Raw genomic sequence first — 15,908 nt, forward strand, 5'->3', positions numbered from 1 at the left:
TGCTCTATTAAATATTATGTTATTAATTTGCTTAAGCTGGAAGTTCTTTAAACTTAGCCTTTTTTCCGTGTACAAAATAATAAATGATGATCGTTAAAAATACTAGGACACCCATAGATAGGTACATGCCTCTGAAACCGAAAATTGGCATAATCATCCCAATGATGAGCGGTCCAACGCCAATACCTGCATCCATAGCAATATAAAATGTTGAAGTGGCAAGGCCAATACGATGGCGCGGCGATTTATTGACCACAACGGTTTGGCTACATGAAACCATATTACCAAAACCAAGTGCAATAAATGCACTCGCTAGTAGAAGCATAAAGTTTGAATAGGATTGGCTTAAGCAAAATAAACCAACTGTATACAACAGTAGTGCTGGATAGATGACAATATTTTCACCTTTTCTATCTAGTAACTTACCCGTAAATGGTCTAGAGCCTAACAGGAAGAATGCATATACAATGAAAAAGAGACTAGCTGCACCAGTTAAATTTATTTCGGTGGCATAAGGGCTAATATATGTTAGTACACTTGCATAAGTAATTCCTAATACAAAAATAATACTTGCGATAGGTAACGCCGTTTTTTCAAAGAAATCTTGTAATTTAAAGCCCTTCGCTTGTTGTAGTTGAGCTTTTGTTAAAGGCACTTCAGGTATTTTTGCGAATAGCATGACGATAATGCTTATGACAGAAAATAGCGTACACACCTCAAAAATCATATCAAAGTCGGCATGTTGCATAATAAGTATACCTAAGAAAGGGCCAACAGCAGTTGCAAGAGGTGTGCTTAAAGAGTAATAACTTGTACCTTCGCCTCTACGTTCAGCGGGAATAATATTCATAACAGCAGTTGCCATAACGGTAGAAGCGACCCCGAATGCCGCACCATGTATAAAGCGTACTAATAATAGTAAGTTTAGATTATCTACTAAGAAATATAGTATAGATGCAATTAAAAATAAGATTAAGCTGCTATAAAGTAATTTATTTCGTCCAATGACATCAATGTATTTGCCGGCTACTAAACGTAAAACTAAAGAACCGATTACGAATATACTAGCTGCAAATCCAGCTTCAGTTTGTGACGCGTTAAATTGTTGAATCGCATAGAGCGTTAGTGTGGTCATTAATAAGTAAAATGTTAGAAATACTAAAAATGATGTGACAGTAATAATGATAAAGTCTTTGGTCCATAATTTTGATTTAGTCATGTTGCTTGTGTTCATCTCCGTTTAATTTGTTCAATATTTTAAGTAAGGTTTGAAAAGTAACGTCCAACTCTTCATCTGAGATATTGTTAAAAGCTGTATTTTCAAAATCATCCTTAGTTTGCTGAACCGTAGACTGAATCTCATAACTAGTCTTACTTAAAACAATTCTTCTTTCTCGACTGTCATTTGAAGGAACCTGAAGAACATAATTGTTTTTAATTAATTGATTCACAGCACGCGTAACAGTAGATTTTTCAACATTTAAATACTTCGCAATATCAACGAGTGAAGAGGAATCCTCTTTCTTTAATAGAAATTCTATTATCGCTAATTGCGCATGGGTAAGTTTAAACTCAGCCATACGTTGATTAAGGTTGTTGGTCATAGTCCTGGCTACTTGGAAAAAATGATGGACTAGCTCTTTTCGATGACTCAAACTCTAACCTCCTTTAAAATAGTTGCGTATGCAACTATATAACTTTTCTACTATAGTGTCAATTTATTTAAAAAGTATAATGTTAAATAGTTGCAAAGAAGTGTGAATAATAGGAAACAAAATAAGCTCAAAACGCTGACATAATGGCGTTTTGAGCTTATAAATATTTAATAGAAGCAAACGAATATTTCTATGGCTGCTTGTGATTTGTTCTTGTAATTGCATAAACAGTCCAAGCTTTTCTTCAAATAGCTTGTCATAATCATCAAGACTTGCGCCAAATAATGAAAAGCCTTCTAAAAAAGCGCCACGCCCTAAAATAACTTCTGTACGTCCACCCGATAGTAAATCAAGCGTCGCGAAATCCTCATAGACACGTACTGGATCAGCCGTACTAATAACGGAAAGTGTACTTGCTAACTTAATATTTTTAGTTTCACGCGCAATAGCAGCAAGTAGCATCGCATAGCTGGATGTCACAAAGTCTAAACGATGATGTTCACCCACACCAAATACAAAGTTCATATTTTCACCTGCTTTTTATAATAGAATGATTAGTAGTGCAAGTGCTAAAATGCCAAGTACGAGAATCAGTGCTGTATCTTTCATTGTATCTTTTATACGAATATGTGTAATCACGCCACCGATACCGACTGCTACTAGAATGGCTACTCCGATGATGGCTGCTGTTTCATTCCAAAAACCTACGATTAATAATGCCGCCGCAATTAATTCAATTAACCCAGTGACTACTCGGAACCACTGTGGGTAACCCCATTTTGTAAATCCTTCGATATGCATTTTTGAACCAGACACTTTACCAAAACCAGCCATAATAAACATTAACGCTAAAATCCCCTGTAATACCATGGCTAATACGGTCATATGAATCCTCCCTTATTTATTAAATACAATTGGCATTTTATGAATCCATTCTGTTTTTAGAATGGAATCATACATACATTTCGCTGCATTTTTACGGGATACACTAAATTTGCTTTCGTATCACCAAAAGACGTTGTATAGCCATTTCCATCTGTTTTGATATTCGGGTTAATAATACGAACAACTGTCCAGTCTTGACCAATCTTTCCGTTGGCACCAAATACAGTAATATTCAATTTATTTCACCTCCAACATCTTTCGTTTATCCAACATATGTTGTATAGTTATCTTAAATTCAAACTAAATTTGCCACAACCAACAAAACATTTTAAAAATCGTATATACGACATATGAAGCTAAGTGTCGAAAAAGTGAGGCGTATACCTATGGAAAAAGCAATCGATCCACGTATTTTAAGAACGAGACAATTGATAATGGATGCCTTTATGCAACTAGCTGTGGAAAAGGACTTTAAAGACATTACGATCAAAGATATTACATCGCGTGCCACAATCAATCGTGCGACGTTTTATTATCATTTCTTTGATAAATTTGATCTACTCGAAAAAGTATTAAGTGAGAATGTACTAAAAGGCGTATTAAAAAATGTAAGCTCATATGAAGCATTAACTACTGCTACATTAAAAGATATTTTCTTTAGCTTACTAAGTTTTCAAAAGGGATTAGCGAATCAGTGTTCTAGAAGCTATGAGGCGTTTACACCAAAAATTGAGACGATAGTTAAGGATGAACTTGGTCGCGTATTTCGTGATCTTTTAAAGGTGAAATATCCAGAATGGTCTTTTGAAAAGGTGGATTTAAAAAGTATATTAGTGAGTTGGACACTTTACGGGATGTCAACGAAATATGTAAAAAGTGGGGAACAGCCAACAGAACAATTGATTGAGGCATTATTTGCAACATTACTGAAGGAATAACTGTTACACACAAATAACAGAGGCTATATTTTGATGCATGATATAATTTAAATAAATATTGAATTATTTGGAGTTAGAAAATGAAAAATAAAAAAGTAAAGAAAGAAAAACAGGACGGCCTTTTTAAAGAGATGCTAGGGGAGCTTACCAGTTCAATCATATTTGAAGTGGCTTGGAACATTTTAATGTTTATTCCCAAAATGATTATTCGTTTAATAAAGAACATCTGGTGAAAGGGTGATAAAAAGTGGATTCATTATTCTGGTATTTTCTGGTATCAGCATAATCGGATTTGTTGTTCTCGCTCTTATAAAAAGAAATATGGAAAATCGGAAAACCTTTAGATCCTTTTATAAATTAACTGGGGGTTATCTTTACTTGAATAATACAAATTCGCTCAAAAAGAAATGGCTTGTATTAATCGCTGCTCTAATTATGCTATCTTTTTCCTTAAAGAACTTCAATTTTACTCAATTAGAAAATTTCTCATTTAAAGACATTTTGCCAATCATTATGCTAACGGCTTTTATTTTTTTATTAAGAACAAGTATATTTTCTGTGATATTGCTAAGCATACAAAAAATATGGAGTCAATTATCTAAAAAGACCAAAAGTTGAATACTTTAATTCGTGTTATGAATTCAAAAGACATTTTGATAGAAAAAACGTTCCCAAATAGCTTCCTGAAAGTAACCGTATCTTTTAAGGGTTACATCATGTTTGGGAACGATTGATATATGTCTCTAATAAATGTCTTTAAAAAGTTTTATAAGTATATCTTGAATAGCTAAAAATAACATCCATCCCGCTATACCTAAAAGTACCGACCATAACAAGTGGAGTGAATTTTTCATTCCGAAGTAAACAATAATCAATAAAGCCATCGTTGCTGGTAAGCCCATTAAAACCCCGACAATAAATTTATTTAATGTTACCGCTTGTTCCCCCTGTATAGATAGCCATAAAATACTCAACAAACTCACTAAGGGTAATGCCGCTATAATTCCTCCGTACGTAGGAAATCTTTTTGCAATTTCTGTTACTAAACCAATAATGATTGCTGAAACTAAAATTTTAACTACTGCATACATCATTTAGCACGCTCGCTTAATAATTTTAAGCTATTCACCAATTCTAATCTTTCTTGATCACTTAATGACTGCATAATCTTTTCAAGCTTTGATTCATCCAAGCTTGTATTTTTTTCGAGAACATCTTCCCCTAATTTTGTTAAATATAGTATTACCCTCCGTTCGTCTTCCGTACTTCTAGACTTAGAGAGATACCCTCTATTCACTAACCTTTTTACATGCTCAGATGCTGTATTATGGGAAATTTTTAAATACTCTGCAATGTTTCCAACGCTATTTAAATTTGTTTTTTTGATTAATTGTAAAATACGGACAGCTTGATGCGAAATCTGTTCTTCATGTACATAATGAAGGGCAAAATAAATATCTGTCCAGTATTGATTTAGTGATTTAATCTCCTTATCCATAGGAACACCTCATTTTCATCGTATGAACAGATTATATCGTTTTAAACGATATAAAGTAAATGCTTTTTCTAAGAATGTAGGAGAACTAAAAACTTTCATTAAATGTTTAAATCTCCAAAGCACCCAAACGACCGATAATTCGGTTTCTTAATTTAATATTTTACTTTTGATCCTCAGTTTTTTGTATTGAATGAATCAATAATAAAAAGGAACTATTTTACAATTTATTCGTTAACTATAATAAATATTAGAAATGGAAGGAGCGCGACCTATTGAATGATAAAAACCCCTTCATGGAAAAAATAGATTGGACATTAATTTCTATTTTATTTATCTTCTTTTGTATTAGTTTACTAGCTATTTCTTCTGCACAAACAACTAGCTATACAGGTATCAATTTTATTCCTCGTCAAATAGTTTATTACGGGATTTTGGCATTCATCATACTATGTGTCATGTATTTTGATATTGAACAGTATAAAAAAATCACTTGGTTTTTGTATGGTTTTGGCATTCTATTACTCGTTGCATTAATATTTATGCCGGAAGGAAAGGGACAAATTGGAGAGGTGGTCAATGGTGCAAAAAGTTGGTATCATACCCCACTAGGCAATATACAACCATCCGAATTCATGAAAACTTTTTACATATTGGCGTGTGCTAAAACGATCGGCTTACATAACGAAAAACATTTACGCACATTAAAAACGGACTTATATTTATTGATTAAAATTTTAGGGTTATTAATTGTGCCATTTTTACTTGTATTCGATCAACCTGATTTAGGATCCGCACTTGTTTTCATCGCCATTACGATTGCACTTATACTCGTTTCGGGAATTTCGTGGTTGATAATTTTACCATTATTGACACTAGCAACAGCAACTAGTGGTTTTGTTATTTGGATGGTATTTAACATGCAAGATTTTTTGGAAAATATGTTTGGCATTGAGCCATATAAACTGGGGCGTATTTTTTCTTGGTTTGACCCTTATAAATACGCATCAAATGAAGGTTTTCAACTAATTTCCTCGATGAATTCAATTGGCTCTGGTGAAATATTTGGCAAAGGTTATTTAAATCGTGAGGTATATGTAGTCGAAAATCATACAGATTTCATTTTTACAGTTATTGGTGAAAAATGGGGCTTTATCGGCGCAAGCTTCATCATTTGTATGTACTTCATTTTAATGTATCATTTAATCAAAATTGCGATGATGGTAAAAGATCCATACAGTTCATATATTTGCACGGGAATTATCGCAATGATTACATTCCATGTATTTGAAAATATCGGTATGACGATTCAATTATTACCGATTACCGGAATTCCACTACCATTTATTAGTTATGGCGGTAGTTCATTAATGGGCAATGCACTCGCAATCGGCCTTATTTTCAGCATGCATTTTCATCATAAACACTATATGTTTACCACTATTGGTGAGGATGATGAAGATTGAAATCGTAATAATTCACTAAATTAATTTAGCATTATTTGTAACGAATCTTTGTTTCATTCTATATATATGTAAGCTCAATTTAAGGATGTTGAAGGGAGGTATTTAGTGGAGGATTTAAGTGAAATCTATAAATCCTATGCAAATGACCTTACTATTATCGGTATGCTAGTAGTTCAGGATGTAGGAGTTGTTAAAGATTTCTTTTTTCCAAAAGTCACCGCATTTGTAGACATAGAGGATGATATGGAAGATTGGCAGAGTATTCGTTTTACGGATTTCCATTTTAACGACCAGGATTATTTAATTTATGGACAACTTTTTGGGGAAAAGAGAATTGTTAATGATGCGAATAGTGAAAGTGATGTAATCCTAAGAGTAAAAGACGAAAAAGGTAATGTAATTATTGATGAATTTCAAATAACCCCTGGAAAAAGCATTAAATTAGAGAAATTGAAGAGAGGGGAAAAATATTATTTTGAAATAAAAGCCTCACCAGGACGTTTCATGATTAATGCAGTATAGGGAGAAGAGATGAAATTGATACAGATATATAAAACCAATGTGAATATTTTAAAATTAAGGCTACGTAACACTTTGATTAATTAGGGTAATTATTCCTCATTTGAGTTATTATGGATAATGTAAGTAAAAATTGTGTATAAGAAAGAAGGAATTTAATGATTTTAGAAGCAGATTTACATGTAAGGCAAAAATTAATCCCGATGTTTGAAAAAATTGATAGCACGATAATTCTATCATGCCTTCAAGGACATATGGGAACTGCTTGGGTGGATGACCTTGAGAATCCGACTGTTGCTCAAATAACAGTGGGGATTTTTGTGTTTTTTGCTGGAAATGCGGACACAAAAGCAGCTGAAGAATTACTTAATAATCTACCTGATTTTACTCTTGCAATTGTTGATTCCGATGAATGGAAAAATCGTATCGAAACAGTTCATGTTGGTTCAATTGAGAAGTTTCCACGATATAGATTTGAAAAGAATTTGGAACATTTAAATAGAAAACATATACAAAGTCTAATATCAACACTACCTGATGGGTATGAGATTAAGCAGATAGATAAAACGATAGCACAAGATCCGTCTTTCCATGAACTTTCAGAGGACTTCGTAAGCCAGTTTGATTCTATTGATGATTTTATTAATAGAGGAATAGGTTATGCAATTATCAATAACGATCACGTTGTTTCTGCTGCAACCTCGTTTAGTATATATGATGATGGGATTGAGATTGAAGTTGCTAGTCACCCTGATTATAGAAGGCAAGGTTTAGCTACAATTGTCGCTTCTATTTTAATATTAGATTGCTTAGATAGAGGAAAGTACCCTAATTGGGATGGTGCTAATGAGGAATCTGTTAAATTAGCTCAAAAAATCGGCTATAAACTGCAAGAATCCTATGATACATATTTTATTAATAATGAAAAATAAAATTGTTTCCTTGAGCACATTCAATTATTGCTGGGTGTAAATCACCTTTTTATTGCAGGGTTTAATACTGAATTCTGTTGTATATTCACTGCTATATCAGCATTTGATAGAGGTTATACAGTAACATTTATAGAAGATGCGACTGGAACTGTTAATACGGATGAAACTTTTGAAATTCAAGGTTTAGATATAAAAGATATTGTTGGAATTGTTTTACATTGGTCAAATGCTATTGAAGTATTAGATTACGAAGAATATGTTGAAGCGTATAAAATAAAAAACACAATCCAAGAAAAATAGTTTGAATATTTTTATACCTATAATTTAAATTAGGTTTCCAAATGCAAGTTAGGGAATGTCTCAAAACCACTGTTTGGGAAGGTGTTACTTCAACTAACGCCCCCTTAGTCAAAAGGTATTAAAAAATTTTGAAACTTATATCTCAAATATCCGTATTACCATATGTATAGTATTTAATAATGGAATGAGGGAGGAGTAAAGTTGAAGCTCTGGTGGGTTGGAAATGTATTTTGGTTAGTAATTTTTTCTGTGCTGGCAATTATTATTGGAACAAGACAAGTAGATGGCGCGGGGGCTATTCAAACACCTGAAATAAGAATTATTACATTTATAATTTTAGGTGTTGCATTTGGATTTGTTCTTATAATACAACTAATCTGGTTTTATTTTGTTCGTAAAAGAGTACGTCTATCATAGAAGTCCCACACAAAATAGCTACGAACCTTGTGAAATCACACGTTTCGTGGCTTTTCTTATGCACATTTATTGAAATCCAGTCATAGCAAGGATTTAGGGACATTTTGGACACGCTGCATTATCTAATCGGGATTTCCTTTAAATAGAAGTGACTCTCGGTTCGGCAACAGGCAGTTCAAAAATCCGCAGTGTTGGTTCAATCTTACCGGAATCCTCATCACCATGGACTCTTAGCTTAATAGCATAAATCCTCCTACACTGAGCACATTAAATCAGTAGGAGGTGAATAATATGAGTAAGAATAATAAGAAGACATTAAATGAAAGAACGCATAATCCCTTTGAAACTTTTAAAGAATTACATCATAACAAAACGAGTCACAATCGCAATCCTGAGGACAATACAGCAGAATTTGCCGAAGAATTTGATTCTAAACTAAAAAATAAAAATAATAAAACGAACCATGACAAAAATCAACAATCAAACAAAAAGTAATTCATAAAGAAATAGGGACGAGATGTTGATTTAACAACATTTCGTTCCTTTTTAATATGGGTCGTTTGCTTTCAAAACTATTCAGTAAGAGATGTAAACATCACACATACTCCAAAAACTTTTGAATGATTCGCAAATGAGCGCTATTTTGTTTATGAATTGTCCCGAATTCTATTTGATTATTCCATTGAAATTGAAAAGGGACCGCGATAATTTCTCCACTATCCATATAAGGATCATTTTTTAACATTAAGTCGGAAAGAATACTAATGCCTATTCCTTCTAGTACTGAGCGTTTAATGACTTCTGTATTCGTTGTTTTAAAAATGACCTTAAGCTCAGATATTTCGAGTTGAAATTCTTCCATCATTTCATGGTAAAACTGACTATCATATAAGATAAAATACTCATCTTGAATATCCTGAACGGTTAAAAATTTTTTTAAAGCAAGCTTTGAATTTTTAGGAACAATTGCCGAGAAAGCGCCATTAATTTGCATCGGACGAAAAGAAATCTGGTTATTAAATTTTTTATTGGAATCATGAAATAAAGCGATAAACCCCATATCAATTTTCTCGTGCTGAAGCGCATTTAATGTTTCTAAATTTTCCATTTCATGTATATTTACTTTTATATGTGGATAGTCTTTTTGAAAACGTGATAAAATTCCAGGAAGAAATGTCATGAAGATACTTGGAATTGTCGCAATATTGATTTCACCCTTGTAAGAGGATTGGATCGATTGCATTTCTAAATTTAATTCGTCCATTTTGTTTAAAATCTCCAGAATTTTGTAAAGAATCGTCTTTCCTTCCTCCGTAGGAATCGTTCCTTGTCGCGAACGATGAAATAAAGGAATGCCTACTTCTTTTTCGAGTGACGTTATCGATTGGCTAATTGCAGACTGTGTTACATGCAAGTTTTCAGATGCGATTGTAATCGATTTTGTTTGAAGAATTTCACGAACATAATAAAATTGCTCTAATTTCATTTTCTCCCTCCGTTACTTAATTTGCGTTAATGTTAACATTAAATATACTAATTTTACATTAATAATAGTTAATATTACAATAAAGTAACAAAGCGAAAGAAAGGGTCTTTTAAATGAATCAACCACAACGTTTATGGACGAAAGATTTTATCCTCGTTTCAGCCATGAACTTTTTATTAACATTAGTGTTTTATTTACTAATCGTTATAATGGGTGGATATGCAATAGAAGTGTTTCATGCGTCTACTAGTCAAGCAGGCCTCGTTTCAAGTATTTTTATGGTAGGTGCCTTAATCGGGCGTCTGTTTATGGGACGATATATTGAAAAAATTGGCTATCGTAAATTATTATTTGTCGGTCTGATTTTATACATGCTTACATCCGGCTTATATTTTATCCAAACAGGAATTGGCTTTTTGCTTATAACTCGTGTCATTCACGGTGTGATGTTAGGGGTTACTCTTATGGTGGTCACAGCAAGTATCGCACATATTATTCCTCCTAGTCGAAGAGGTGAAGGAATTGGTTACTTTAGTTTAAGTACGATTTTAGCCACTGCTATCGGTCCATTCCTCGGAATATTACTTGTCCAACATGCTAGTTATAATGTCATTTTCGCTGGTTGTGTTGGTCTAGGGGTTATTAGCTTAATTGTTGCGCTAATGGTCAATATTCCAAATCCTGTTCATACAGATGCACCGCCAGAAAAAATGTCACTTTCGCTTAAAAGCTTTATTGAACCGCGAGCTCTACCTATTTCGATTGTCATATTAGTACTTGCATTTTGTTATTCAAGTGTTTTAACATATATGAACTTCTATGCCAATGAGCTAGACCTTGCAAAAGTGGCAAGTTTCTTCTTCATTGCCTATTCGATTGCGATTTTAATTTCACGTCCATTCTCAGGGAAACTATTAGATAAAAAAGGTGCCAATTACGTTATGTACCCGGCTACTGTCATTTTTGCTCTAGGGATGTTGGTATTAAGTACAGCACATTCAGGATTTACGTTTTTACTTGCGAGTGTGTTAATTGGTTTTGGCTACGGCAATATTCAATCGTGCTGCCAAGCAGTTGCTATTAAAAGTGTACCTCCAGAAAAAATTGGATTATCTACATCGACATTTTCCATCTTTTTAGATTTAGGTCTTGGTTTTGGCCCATATTTATTAGGAGCCGTAATCGCGATTTTATCATATAGCCAGTTATATGCAGTACTTGCTGTTGTTATTTTATTAAGTATCGTGCTCTATACATTTTTATATGCACGTCCAAATAAAAATAAAAAACAGCCTGTCGCATAAATCAAATTGTTCTTAGTTGAAAACCGTTAAACGGTATTCATTCATATATATAACTAAGATAATTCACTAAATGCTGCTGCTAAAAGCTTAGTGAACAAGAAAAGGCGTGTCCAGAAATCATATTTCGGACACGTCTTTTTTGTGGGACTTCTGATGAATTATTATAAATTTGTCTTTATATTTAATATTGCTGTAAAGGTGTTGTAACATTTATTTGATATTATCATTCGTATAGGAAAATTTAAAACATAAAAATATTATAAAGATATAGAGGTTTTATTTGGATATGAATAGTTTAACAAAAAAGGCGGCATCCGTTGCACTTGGTACATCACTATTATTTTCTTCAGTAATCAGTGCGTCTGCTGCTACTTATACAGTAAAAAATGGCGATACATTATCAAAAATTGCAAAGCAATATGGTACGCCTTATACAACCATTATGAAACAAAATGGTTTAGGATCAACATCCCTTCACATTGGTCAAAAATTACAAATTGGTAGTACATCGTCTACTAAGGCTGTGAAAACAACTGCAAGTTCAAGTACATATACAGTTAAAAGCGGGGATTCACTATCAAAAATCGCCAAAAAATATGGTACGACTACGGCAGCGCTAAAAAGTCTGAATGGTTTAAAATCAACAGCCATCCGAGTTGGTCAAAAATTAAAAGTTAGTGGAACTTCTACTGCATCGTCTACTAAGGCTGTGAAAACAACTACTGCAAGTTCAAGTACATATACAGTTAAAAGTGGGGATTCACTATCAAAAATCGCCAAAAAATATGGTACGACTACGGCAGCGCTAAAAAGTCTGAATGGTTTAAAATCAACAGCCATCCGAGTTGGTCAAAAGTTGAAAGTTAGTGGAACTTCTTCTACATCTACAACCAAAAAATCAACGACAGCATCTGCTACAAGTAACAAAAGCGTTGCTACTATAGCACAAAAATATCTAGGTACACGATATGTATTTGGGGGAGCTTCTCCTTCTGGTTTTGACTGCTCTGGTTTTATTTATTATGTGTTTAAAAAATCTGGGAAATCAATCGGACGTTCATCAGCTGCAAGTTATTATAATGCGTCTAAAAAAGTATTCACACCAAAAGTTGGAGACTTAGTATTCTTTAGTAACACATATAAATCAGGTATTTCTCACGTAGGTATTTATATCGGCAGTGGAAAAATGATTAGTGCAAGTGGTTCAAAAGTAAGTGTTGCATCATTCTCAACAGGTTATTGGAAGAAACATTTCACTAGTTACGGTCGAATTTAATATCTTTTTAAAGGTGCAAACACTGATATGACAGTGTTTGCACCTTTTTAATCGTGTAGCACTATATATAGCAGTTTGTGTTGGTTAAAGTTACCGACTGTCGCAATATACGTATTATTAATGTTCTTCAGCATGGAAACTATACAATTGGCTCCAGAAATGATGTCTTCTTTAGCCATGATCTATTCCTTAACCCTATGTATTTTGGATAGGGTTTTTTGTGATTTAAAAGCCAACTATAAAGTGAGGTATGTAAATCTTATGTTTTATTAATCGTCTTTTGTCGGATTAAATCATATCAAGATGTTTTTTGTTTTATAAAGAAAATTTCAGTATAAGACATAATTAATTGAAATTTTTATATATTAGTAATATTCTAAAAATAGAAGTATATTAAATTTTCTGGAAAATGGGTGAAATATTAAAGTTAAATTGTGCTTTAAAAGGAGTACATTATCAATTTAACTCTATAAAAGAAGTGCTAGCTAAGGCTAGTGAAGTGAAGTCTGGGGACATTTTAGCCGGAATTGCTGCTATACCTTCACTCGAACGAATGGCAGTAAAGATTGTCCTAAGTAAACTTATATTTAAAGGATATTTATGGGAAACCAGTCATACCATGTGAGAAGGATAATGTAACACGCATTATCTATGATGATGAAAACCTCTCAATCTATAACCAAATCAACATTGTAATCCTACGGTTGACTCTCTTGAATCCGTGAGGCGCATCTTGCAAATGACAGATGACTTTATGTAATATTGGCAAATTCCTACACAAAATTGTGTGTTTGCGCATATTACGACTCAAGTCCAAATTAATGCTGGCGCGTGTATGGCTTCAAGAGGAAATTGCGAAAATCGTTCAAAGTAAAGTGACCATTCTATTAATAGGGGAGCGTCCAGGTCTTAATACAGCAGAGTCGATGAGCGCGTATATCATTTACAAACCGAATGAAAAAACGGTTGAAGCGGATCGAACAGTCATTTCAAACATCCATGAAAATGGATTATCACCCAGTGAAGCAGGTGCTTATTTATCAGAATTGATAGAGCAAATGCTGAAATTAGAATGTACAAGGGTAGCATTTATGCGCAAAAAAATAATGCAAACTAATGTGATGGGGGTACGTTCATGGAGTTAATAGGTGTTGTGATTGTTTATATTATTATGGCTTGTGCGGTTGCTGGTGCATTTGCAGCCATAAAAGATCCTGATAATGGTTTGGGGAAAGAGTTTATGGGTGGGCTTCACGCGGTTGGTCATATTTTCGTACCAGCGGCAGGTATTATGGCGTCGATTCCATACTTAACAATTTTCATTGAAAAGGTAGTAAGCCCTGTCTTTCATAAAATCGGAGCAGACCCTGCACTTGCTGCTACAACGATTTTAGCATCAGACATGGGTGGTTATCAGTTAGCCAACGCATTAAAAGATTCACAGGAAGGTTGGGTAATGGCATTAATCGTTGGTTTTATGGCAGGAGCAACCATCGTATTCTCTATTCCGATGGGGCTTGCCATGCTTGACAAGCGTGACCATAAATATATGGCGCTTGGCATTATGGCAGGTGTATTAACGATTCCGATTGGTGCATTTATTTCAGCAATTTCGATCTCATTATTTGATACAAAAGTTCGTGAAGTGATTGATACATCAGCTGAACCAATTTATACCTTTAGTATTTCTGTCGTCCAGATTCTCATAAACTTGGCGCCGCTCTTTGTGTTTGTTGTGCTTATTGCACTTGGACTAAAGTTCTTACCAAAAATGATGATCAATGGCTTTATGATTTTTGGTCGCGTCATGGATGCAGGAATCAAATTGGTCCTTGTATTCTCGATTGTTGAGATTTTCACAGGTTTATTTACAACAATCTTTGGTGTATGGGGCTTTGACCCGATTATGGCAGATACGGAAGATCAATTTCGAGCCCTTGAAACAGCGGGATATATTGGGATTATGTTAGCAGGTGCGTTTCCGATGGTGTATTTAATTCGTAAATATTTCTCTAAACCACTTGAGGCAGTTGGTGGAAAAATTGGTTTATCAGCAGTTGGTAGTGCGGGATTACTCGCAACAATTGCGAACATTTTAGCGATGTTTACATTAGTTCGTTCAATGCCACCGAAAGACAAGGTTATTAATATCGCGTTTGGTGTGTGTGCGGCGTTCCTATTAGGTGACCATTTATCGTTCACAGCAAACTTCCAGCCAACAATTATTTTACCTGTAATTTTAGGGAAATTATTAGCTGGTGTTATCGCGATTTACTTCGCATATAAGTTATCAGTTCCAACTGCATTAAAGCTAGAACAAGAAGATCGTGCAGCTGGCATTATTAAAGAAGGCGAATACAAAGATGCATAAGTAGGTGATGAAATGGCCGAGGAAAAAAAGCGGTTTATTCAAGAGTTTGTTCCTGGTAAACAGCTTACATTAAGTCATTTAATTGCAAACCCAGACAGCGAAATGCTGGAGAAATTGGGTATTCAACAATTAGGTGCTCTGGGGATAATGACATGTACACCGAGTGAAACAGTCATCATTGCGGGAGATTTAGCAACAAAAGCAGCCAATGTTCGAATCGGCTTTTTAGACCGTTTTACAGGTAGTTTAGTCATTATTGGCAGCGTTTCAGAAGTAGAAATGTCATTGATTGAAATTAATCGTTTTTTAGAGACAAATTTAGGATATACACCAGCAAATATCACAAAATCGTAGGTGATCACAATGAATAAAGTGATGATTATTGGCGCAATCCGTGCTGGAAAATCAACATTAACAAAAGCCTTGTTGAATAAAGAACTTCATGCAGTGAAAACACAGGCACTAAATTATGAAGGCTGGATTGTAGACACACCAGGTGAATATTTGGAAAACCCTATGTTTTATAAAAATATCATTGCGACATCGATGGAAGTATCACATTTGATATTTTTACAAGATGCTACCCGGAAAATCTCTAATTTTCCACCGCTTTTCGGCACAGGAATGTCAAAATTGCCGATTGGAGTTGTGACGAAAACGGATTTGCCGGAAGCTAATCCTGAACAAGCGGTGAAGTGGTTAAAACAAGTAATTGGAAAGGCACCAATTGTCATGACTTCAGCGGTTGAAGGAATTGGAATCGAACATGTGAGACAGCTTGTACAGTGCAATTCAATAGATGAAATGCGTGCGTATGTTGAACAAGCCAATGATCCATTGGTGTTCTTTTCCTGAAGGAGGGAG

General features: G+C 34.1%; 21 protein-coding genes and 2 pseudogenes. 15 read left to right on the forward strand and 8 right to left on the reverse strand.

Features of this window, described 5'->3' with window-relative positions:
* Positions 1 to 31 precede the first annotated feature (31 nt).
* From DCE79_RS07360 to DCE79_RS07380, 5 genes and pseudogenes are all read right to left on the reverse strand, one after another.
* Positions 32 to 1,219 (reverse strand): MFS transporter, encoded by a 1,188-nt coding sequence (locus DCE79_RS07360; protein WP_108712435.1) that lies wholly within the window; start codon positions 1,217 to 1,219, stop codon positions 32 to 34.
* Entirely contained in the window at positions 1,212 to 1,655 is a 444-nt protein-coding gene (locus DCE79_RS07365) for a MarR family winged helix-turn-helix transcriptional regulator (RefSeq protein WP_108712436.1), read from the reverse strand. Before DCE79_RS07365 ends, DCE79_RS07360 begins: the two co-directional genes overlap by 8 nt.
* 186 nt (positions 1,656 to 1,841) lie before the next feature.
* Positions 1,842 to 2,171: pseudogene (locus tag DCE79_RS07370) on the reverse strand (LLM class flavin-dependent oxidoreductase); the annotation flags it as partial.
* Between the two features lie 24 nt (positions 2,172 to 2,195).
* Entirely contained in the window at positions 2,196 to 2,540 is a 345-nt protein-coding gene (locus DCE79_RS07375) for a DoxX family protein (RefSeq protein ID WP_108712438.1), read from the reverse strand.
* A 56-nt stretch (positions 2,541 to 2,596) separates the two neighbouring features.
* Positions 2,597 to 2,776 (reverse strand): hypothetical protein, encoded by a 180-nt coding sequence (locus tag DCE79_RS07380; RefSeq protein WP_108712439.1) that lies wholly within the window; start codon positions 2,774 to 2,776, stop codon positions 2,597 to 2,599.
* 150 nt (positions 2,777 to 2,926) lie between these two features.
* Here DCE79_RS07380 and DCE79_RS07385 point away from each other — a divergent pair, with 150 nt between their 5' ends.
* Both DCE79_RS07385 and DCE79_RS18470 read left to right on the forward strand, forming a co-directional pair.
* A complete protein-coding gene (locus tag DCE79_RS07385) occupies positions 2,927 to 3,478 on the forward strand; it encodes a TetR/AcrR family transcriptional regulator (protein ID WP_108712440.1) in 552 nt (183 codons plus the stop codon).
* 80 nt (positions 3,479 to 3,558) lie between these two features.
* Positions 3,559 to 3,711: a hypothetical protein gene (locus DCE79_RS18470; RefSeq protein ID WP_159083066.1), complete on the forward strand. Its 153-nt coding sequence runs from the start codon at positions 3,559 to 3,561 to the stop codon at positions 3,709 to 3,711.
* A gap of 510 nt (positions 3,712 to 4,221) precedes the next feature.
* On the opposite strand, the gene DCE79_RS07395 is transcribed toward DCE79_RS18470, so the two are convergent.
* A complete protein-coding gene (locus DCE79_RS07395; protein WP_108714446.1) occupies positions 4,222 to 4,569 on the reverse strand; it encodes a DUF3147 family protein in 348 nt (115 codons plus the stop codon).
* The gene (locus DCE79_RS07400) at positions 4,569 to 4,976 is read right to left on the reverse strand and encodes a MarR family winged helix-turn-helix transcriptional regulator (protein ID WP_108712442.1); all 408 of its coding nucleotides are present in this window, start codon (positions 4,974 to 4,976) and stop codon (positions 4,569 to 4,571) included. Before DCE79_RS07400 ends, DCE79_RS07395 begins: the two co-directional genes overlap by 1 nt.
* A gap of 272 nt (positions 4,977 to 5,248) precedes the next feature.
* Between DCE79_RS07400 and DCE79_RS07405 the strand changes: the two genes are divergently transcribed.
* The 6 genes and pseudogenes from DCE79_RS07405 (at position 5,249) to DCE79_RS07430 (ending at position 9,102) form a co-directional block, all read left to right on the forward strand.
* A complete protein-coding gene (locus DCE79_RS07405) occupies positions 5,249 to 6,439 on the forward strand; it encodes an FtsW/RodA/SpoVE family cell cycle protein (RefSeq protein WP_369916800.1) in 1,191 nt (396 codons plus the stop codon).
* 105 nt (positions 6,440 to 6,544) lie between these two features.
* Positions 6,545 to 6,961, forward strand: coding sequence for a hypothetical protein (locus DCE79_RS07410; protein WP_108712443.1), 417 nt, complete (start codon positions 6,545 to 6,547; stop codon positions 6,959 to 6,961).
* 155 nt (positions 6,962 to 7,116) lie between these two features.
* Complete coding sequence (locus tag DCE79_RS07415; RefSeq protein ID WP_108712444.1) at positions 7,117 to 7,890, forward strand: GNAT family N-acetyltransferase; 774 nt, start codon at positions 7,117 to 7,119, stop codon at positions 7,888 to 7,890.
* Between the two features lie 30 nt (positions 7,891 to 7,920).
* Positions 7,921 to 8,190 (forward strand): annotated as a pseudogene (locus DCE79_RS07420) (cysteine hydrolase family protein); the annotation flags it as partial.
* Positions 8,191 to 8,391: 201 nt separating this feature from the next.
* Positions 8,392 to 8,607, forward strand: coding sequence for a DUF3923 family protein (locus DCE79_RS07425; RefSeq protein WP_108712446.1), 216 nt, complete (start codon positions 8,392 to 8,394; stop codon positions 8,605 to 8,607).
* A 291-nt stretch (positions 8,608 to 8,898) separates the two neighbouring features.
* Positions 8,899 to 9,102, forward strand: a complete 204-nt coding sequence (locus DCE79_RS07430) for a hypothetical protein (RefSeq protein WP_108712447.1) — start codon at positions 8,899 to 8,901, stop codon at positions 9,100 to 9,102.
* A gap of 100 nt (positions 9,103 to 9,202) precedes the next feature.
* Here the strand turns inward: DCE79_RS07430 and DCE79_RS07435 are convergent, their stop codons facing one another.
* The gene (locus tag DCE79_RS07435; protein ID WP_108712448.1) at positions 9,203 to 10,093 is read right to left on the reverse strand and encodes a LysR family transcriptional regulator; all 891 of its coding nucleotides are present in this window, start codon (positions 10,091 to 10,093) and stop codon (positions 9,203 to 9,205) included.
* Positions 10,094 to 10,206: 113 nt separating this feature from the next.
* On the opposite strand from DCE79_RS07435, the gene DCE79_RS07440 reads away from it, so the two are divergent.
* From DCE79_RS07440 to DCE79_RS07470, 7 genes are all read left to right on the forward strand, one after another.
* Positions 10,207 to 11,397 carry an MFS transporter gene (locus DCE79_RS07440; RefSeq protein WP_108712449.1) on the forward strand — a complete coding sequence of 397 codons (1,191 nt, stop codon included), beginning with the start codon at positions 10,207 to 10,209 and terminating at the stop codon, positions 11,395 to 11,397.
* A 286-nt stretch (positions 11,398 to 11,683) separates the two neighbouring features.
* Positions 11,684 to 12,673 (forward strand): C40 family peptidase, encoded by a 990-nt coding sequence (locus DCE79_RS07445; protein WP_108714448.1) that lies wholly within the window; start codon positions 11,684 to 11,686, stop codon positions 12,671 to 12,673.
* A gap of 409 nt (positions 12,674 to 13,082) precedes the next feature.
* Positions 13,083 to 13,298: an ethanolamine ammonia-lyase subunit EutB gene (gene eutB / locus DCE79_RS18955; RefSeq protein ID WP_369916801.1), complete on the forward strand. Its 216-nt coding sequence runs from the start codon at positions 13,083 to 13,085 to the stop codon at positions 13,296 to 13,298.
* A gap of 196 nt (positions 13,299 to 13,494) precedes the next feature.
* Complete coding sequence (locus DCE79_RS07455; RefSeq protein ID WP_369916802.1) at positions 13,495 to 13,818, forward strand: ethanolamine ammonia-lyase light chain EutC; 324 nt, start codon at positions 13,495 to 13,497, stop codon at positions 13,816 to 13,818.
* Entirely contained in the window at positions 13,809 to 15,044 is a 1,236-nt protein-coding gene (gene eutH, locus DCE79_RS07460; protein ID WP_108712451.1) for an ethanolamine utilization protein EutH, read from the forward strand. The genes DCE79_RS07455 and eutH overlap by 10 nt, the downstream gene beginning before the upstream one ends.
* Positions 15,045 to 15,056: 12 nt before the next feature.
* The gene (gene eutS, locus DCE79_RS07465) at positions 15,057 to 15,398 is read left to right on the forward strand and encodes an ethanolamine utilization microcompartment protein EutS (protein ID WP_108712452.1); all 342 of its coding nucleotides are present in this window, start codon (positions 15,057 to 15,059) and stop codon (positions 15,396 to 15,398) included.
* Between the two features lie 9 nt (positions 15,399 to 15,407).
* On the forward strand, positions 15,408 to 15,899 hold the full coding sequence (locus tag DCE79_RS07470; RefSeq protein ID WP_108712453.1) for a EutP/PduV family microcompartment system protein: 492 nt from the start codon (positions 15,408 to 15,410) through the stop codon (positions 15,897 to 15,899).
* Positions 15,900 to 15,908: the final 9 nt, after the last annotated feature.

The sequence above is a fragment of the Lysinibacillus sp. 2017 genome, assembly GCF_003073375.1.
Lineage (GTDB): Bacteria > Bacillota > Bacilli > Bacillales_A > Planococcaceae > Solibacillus.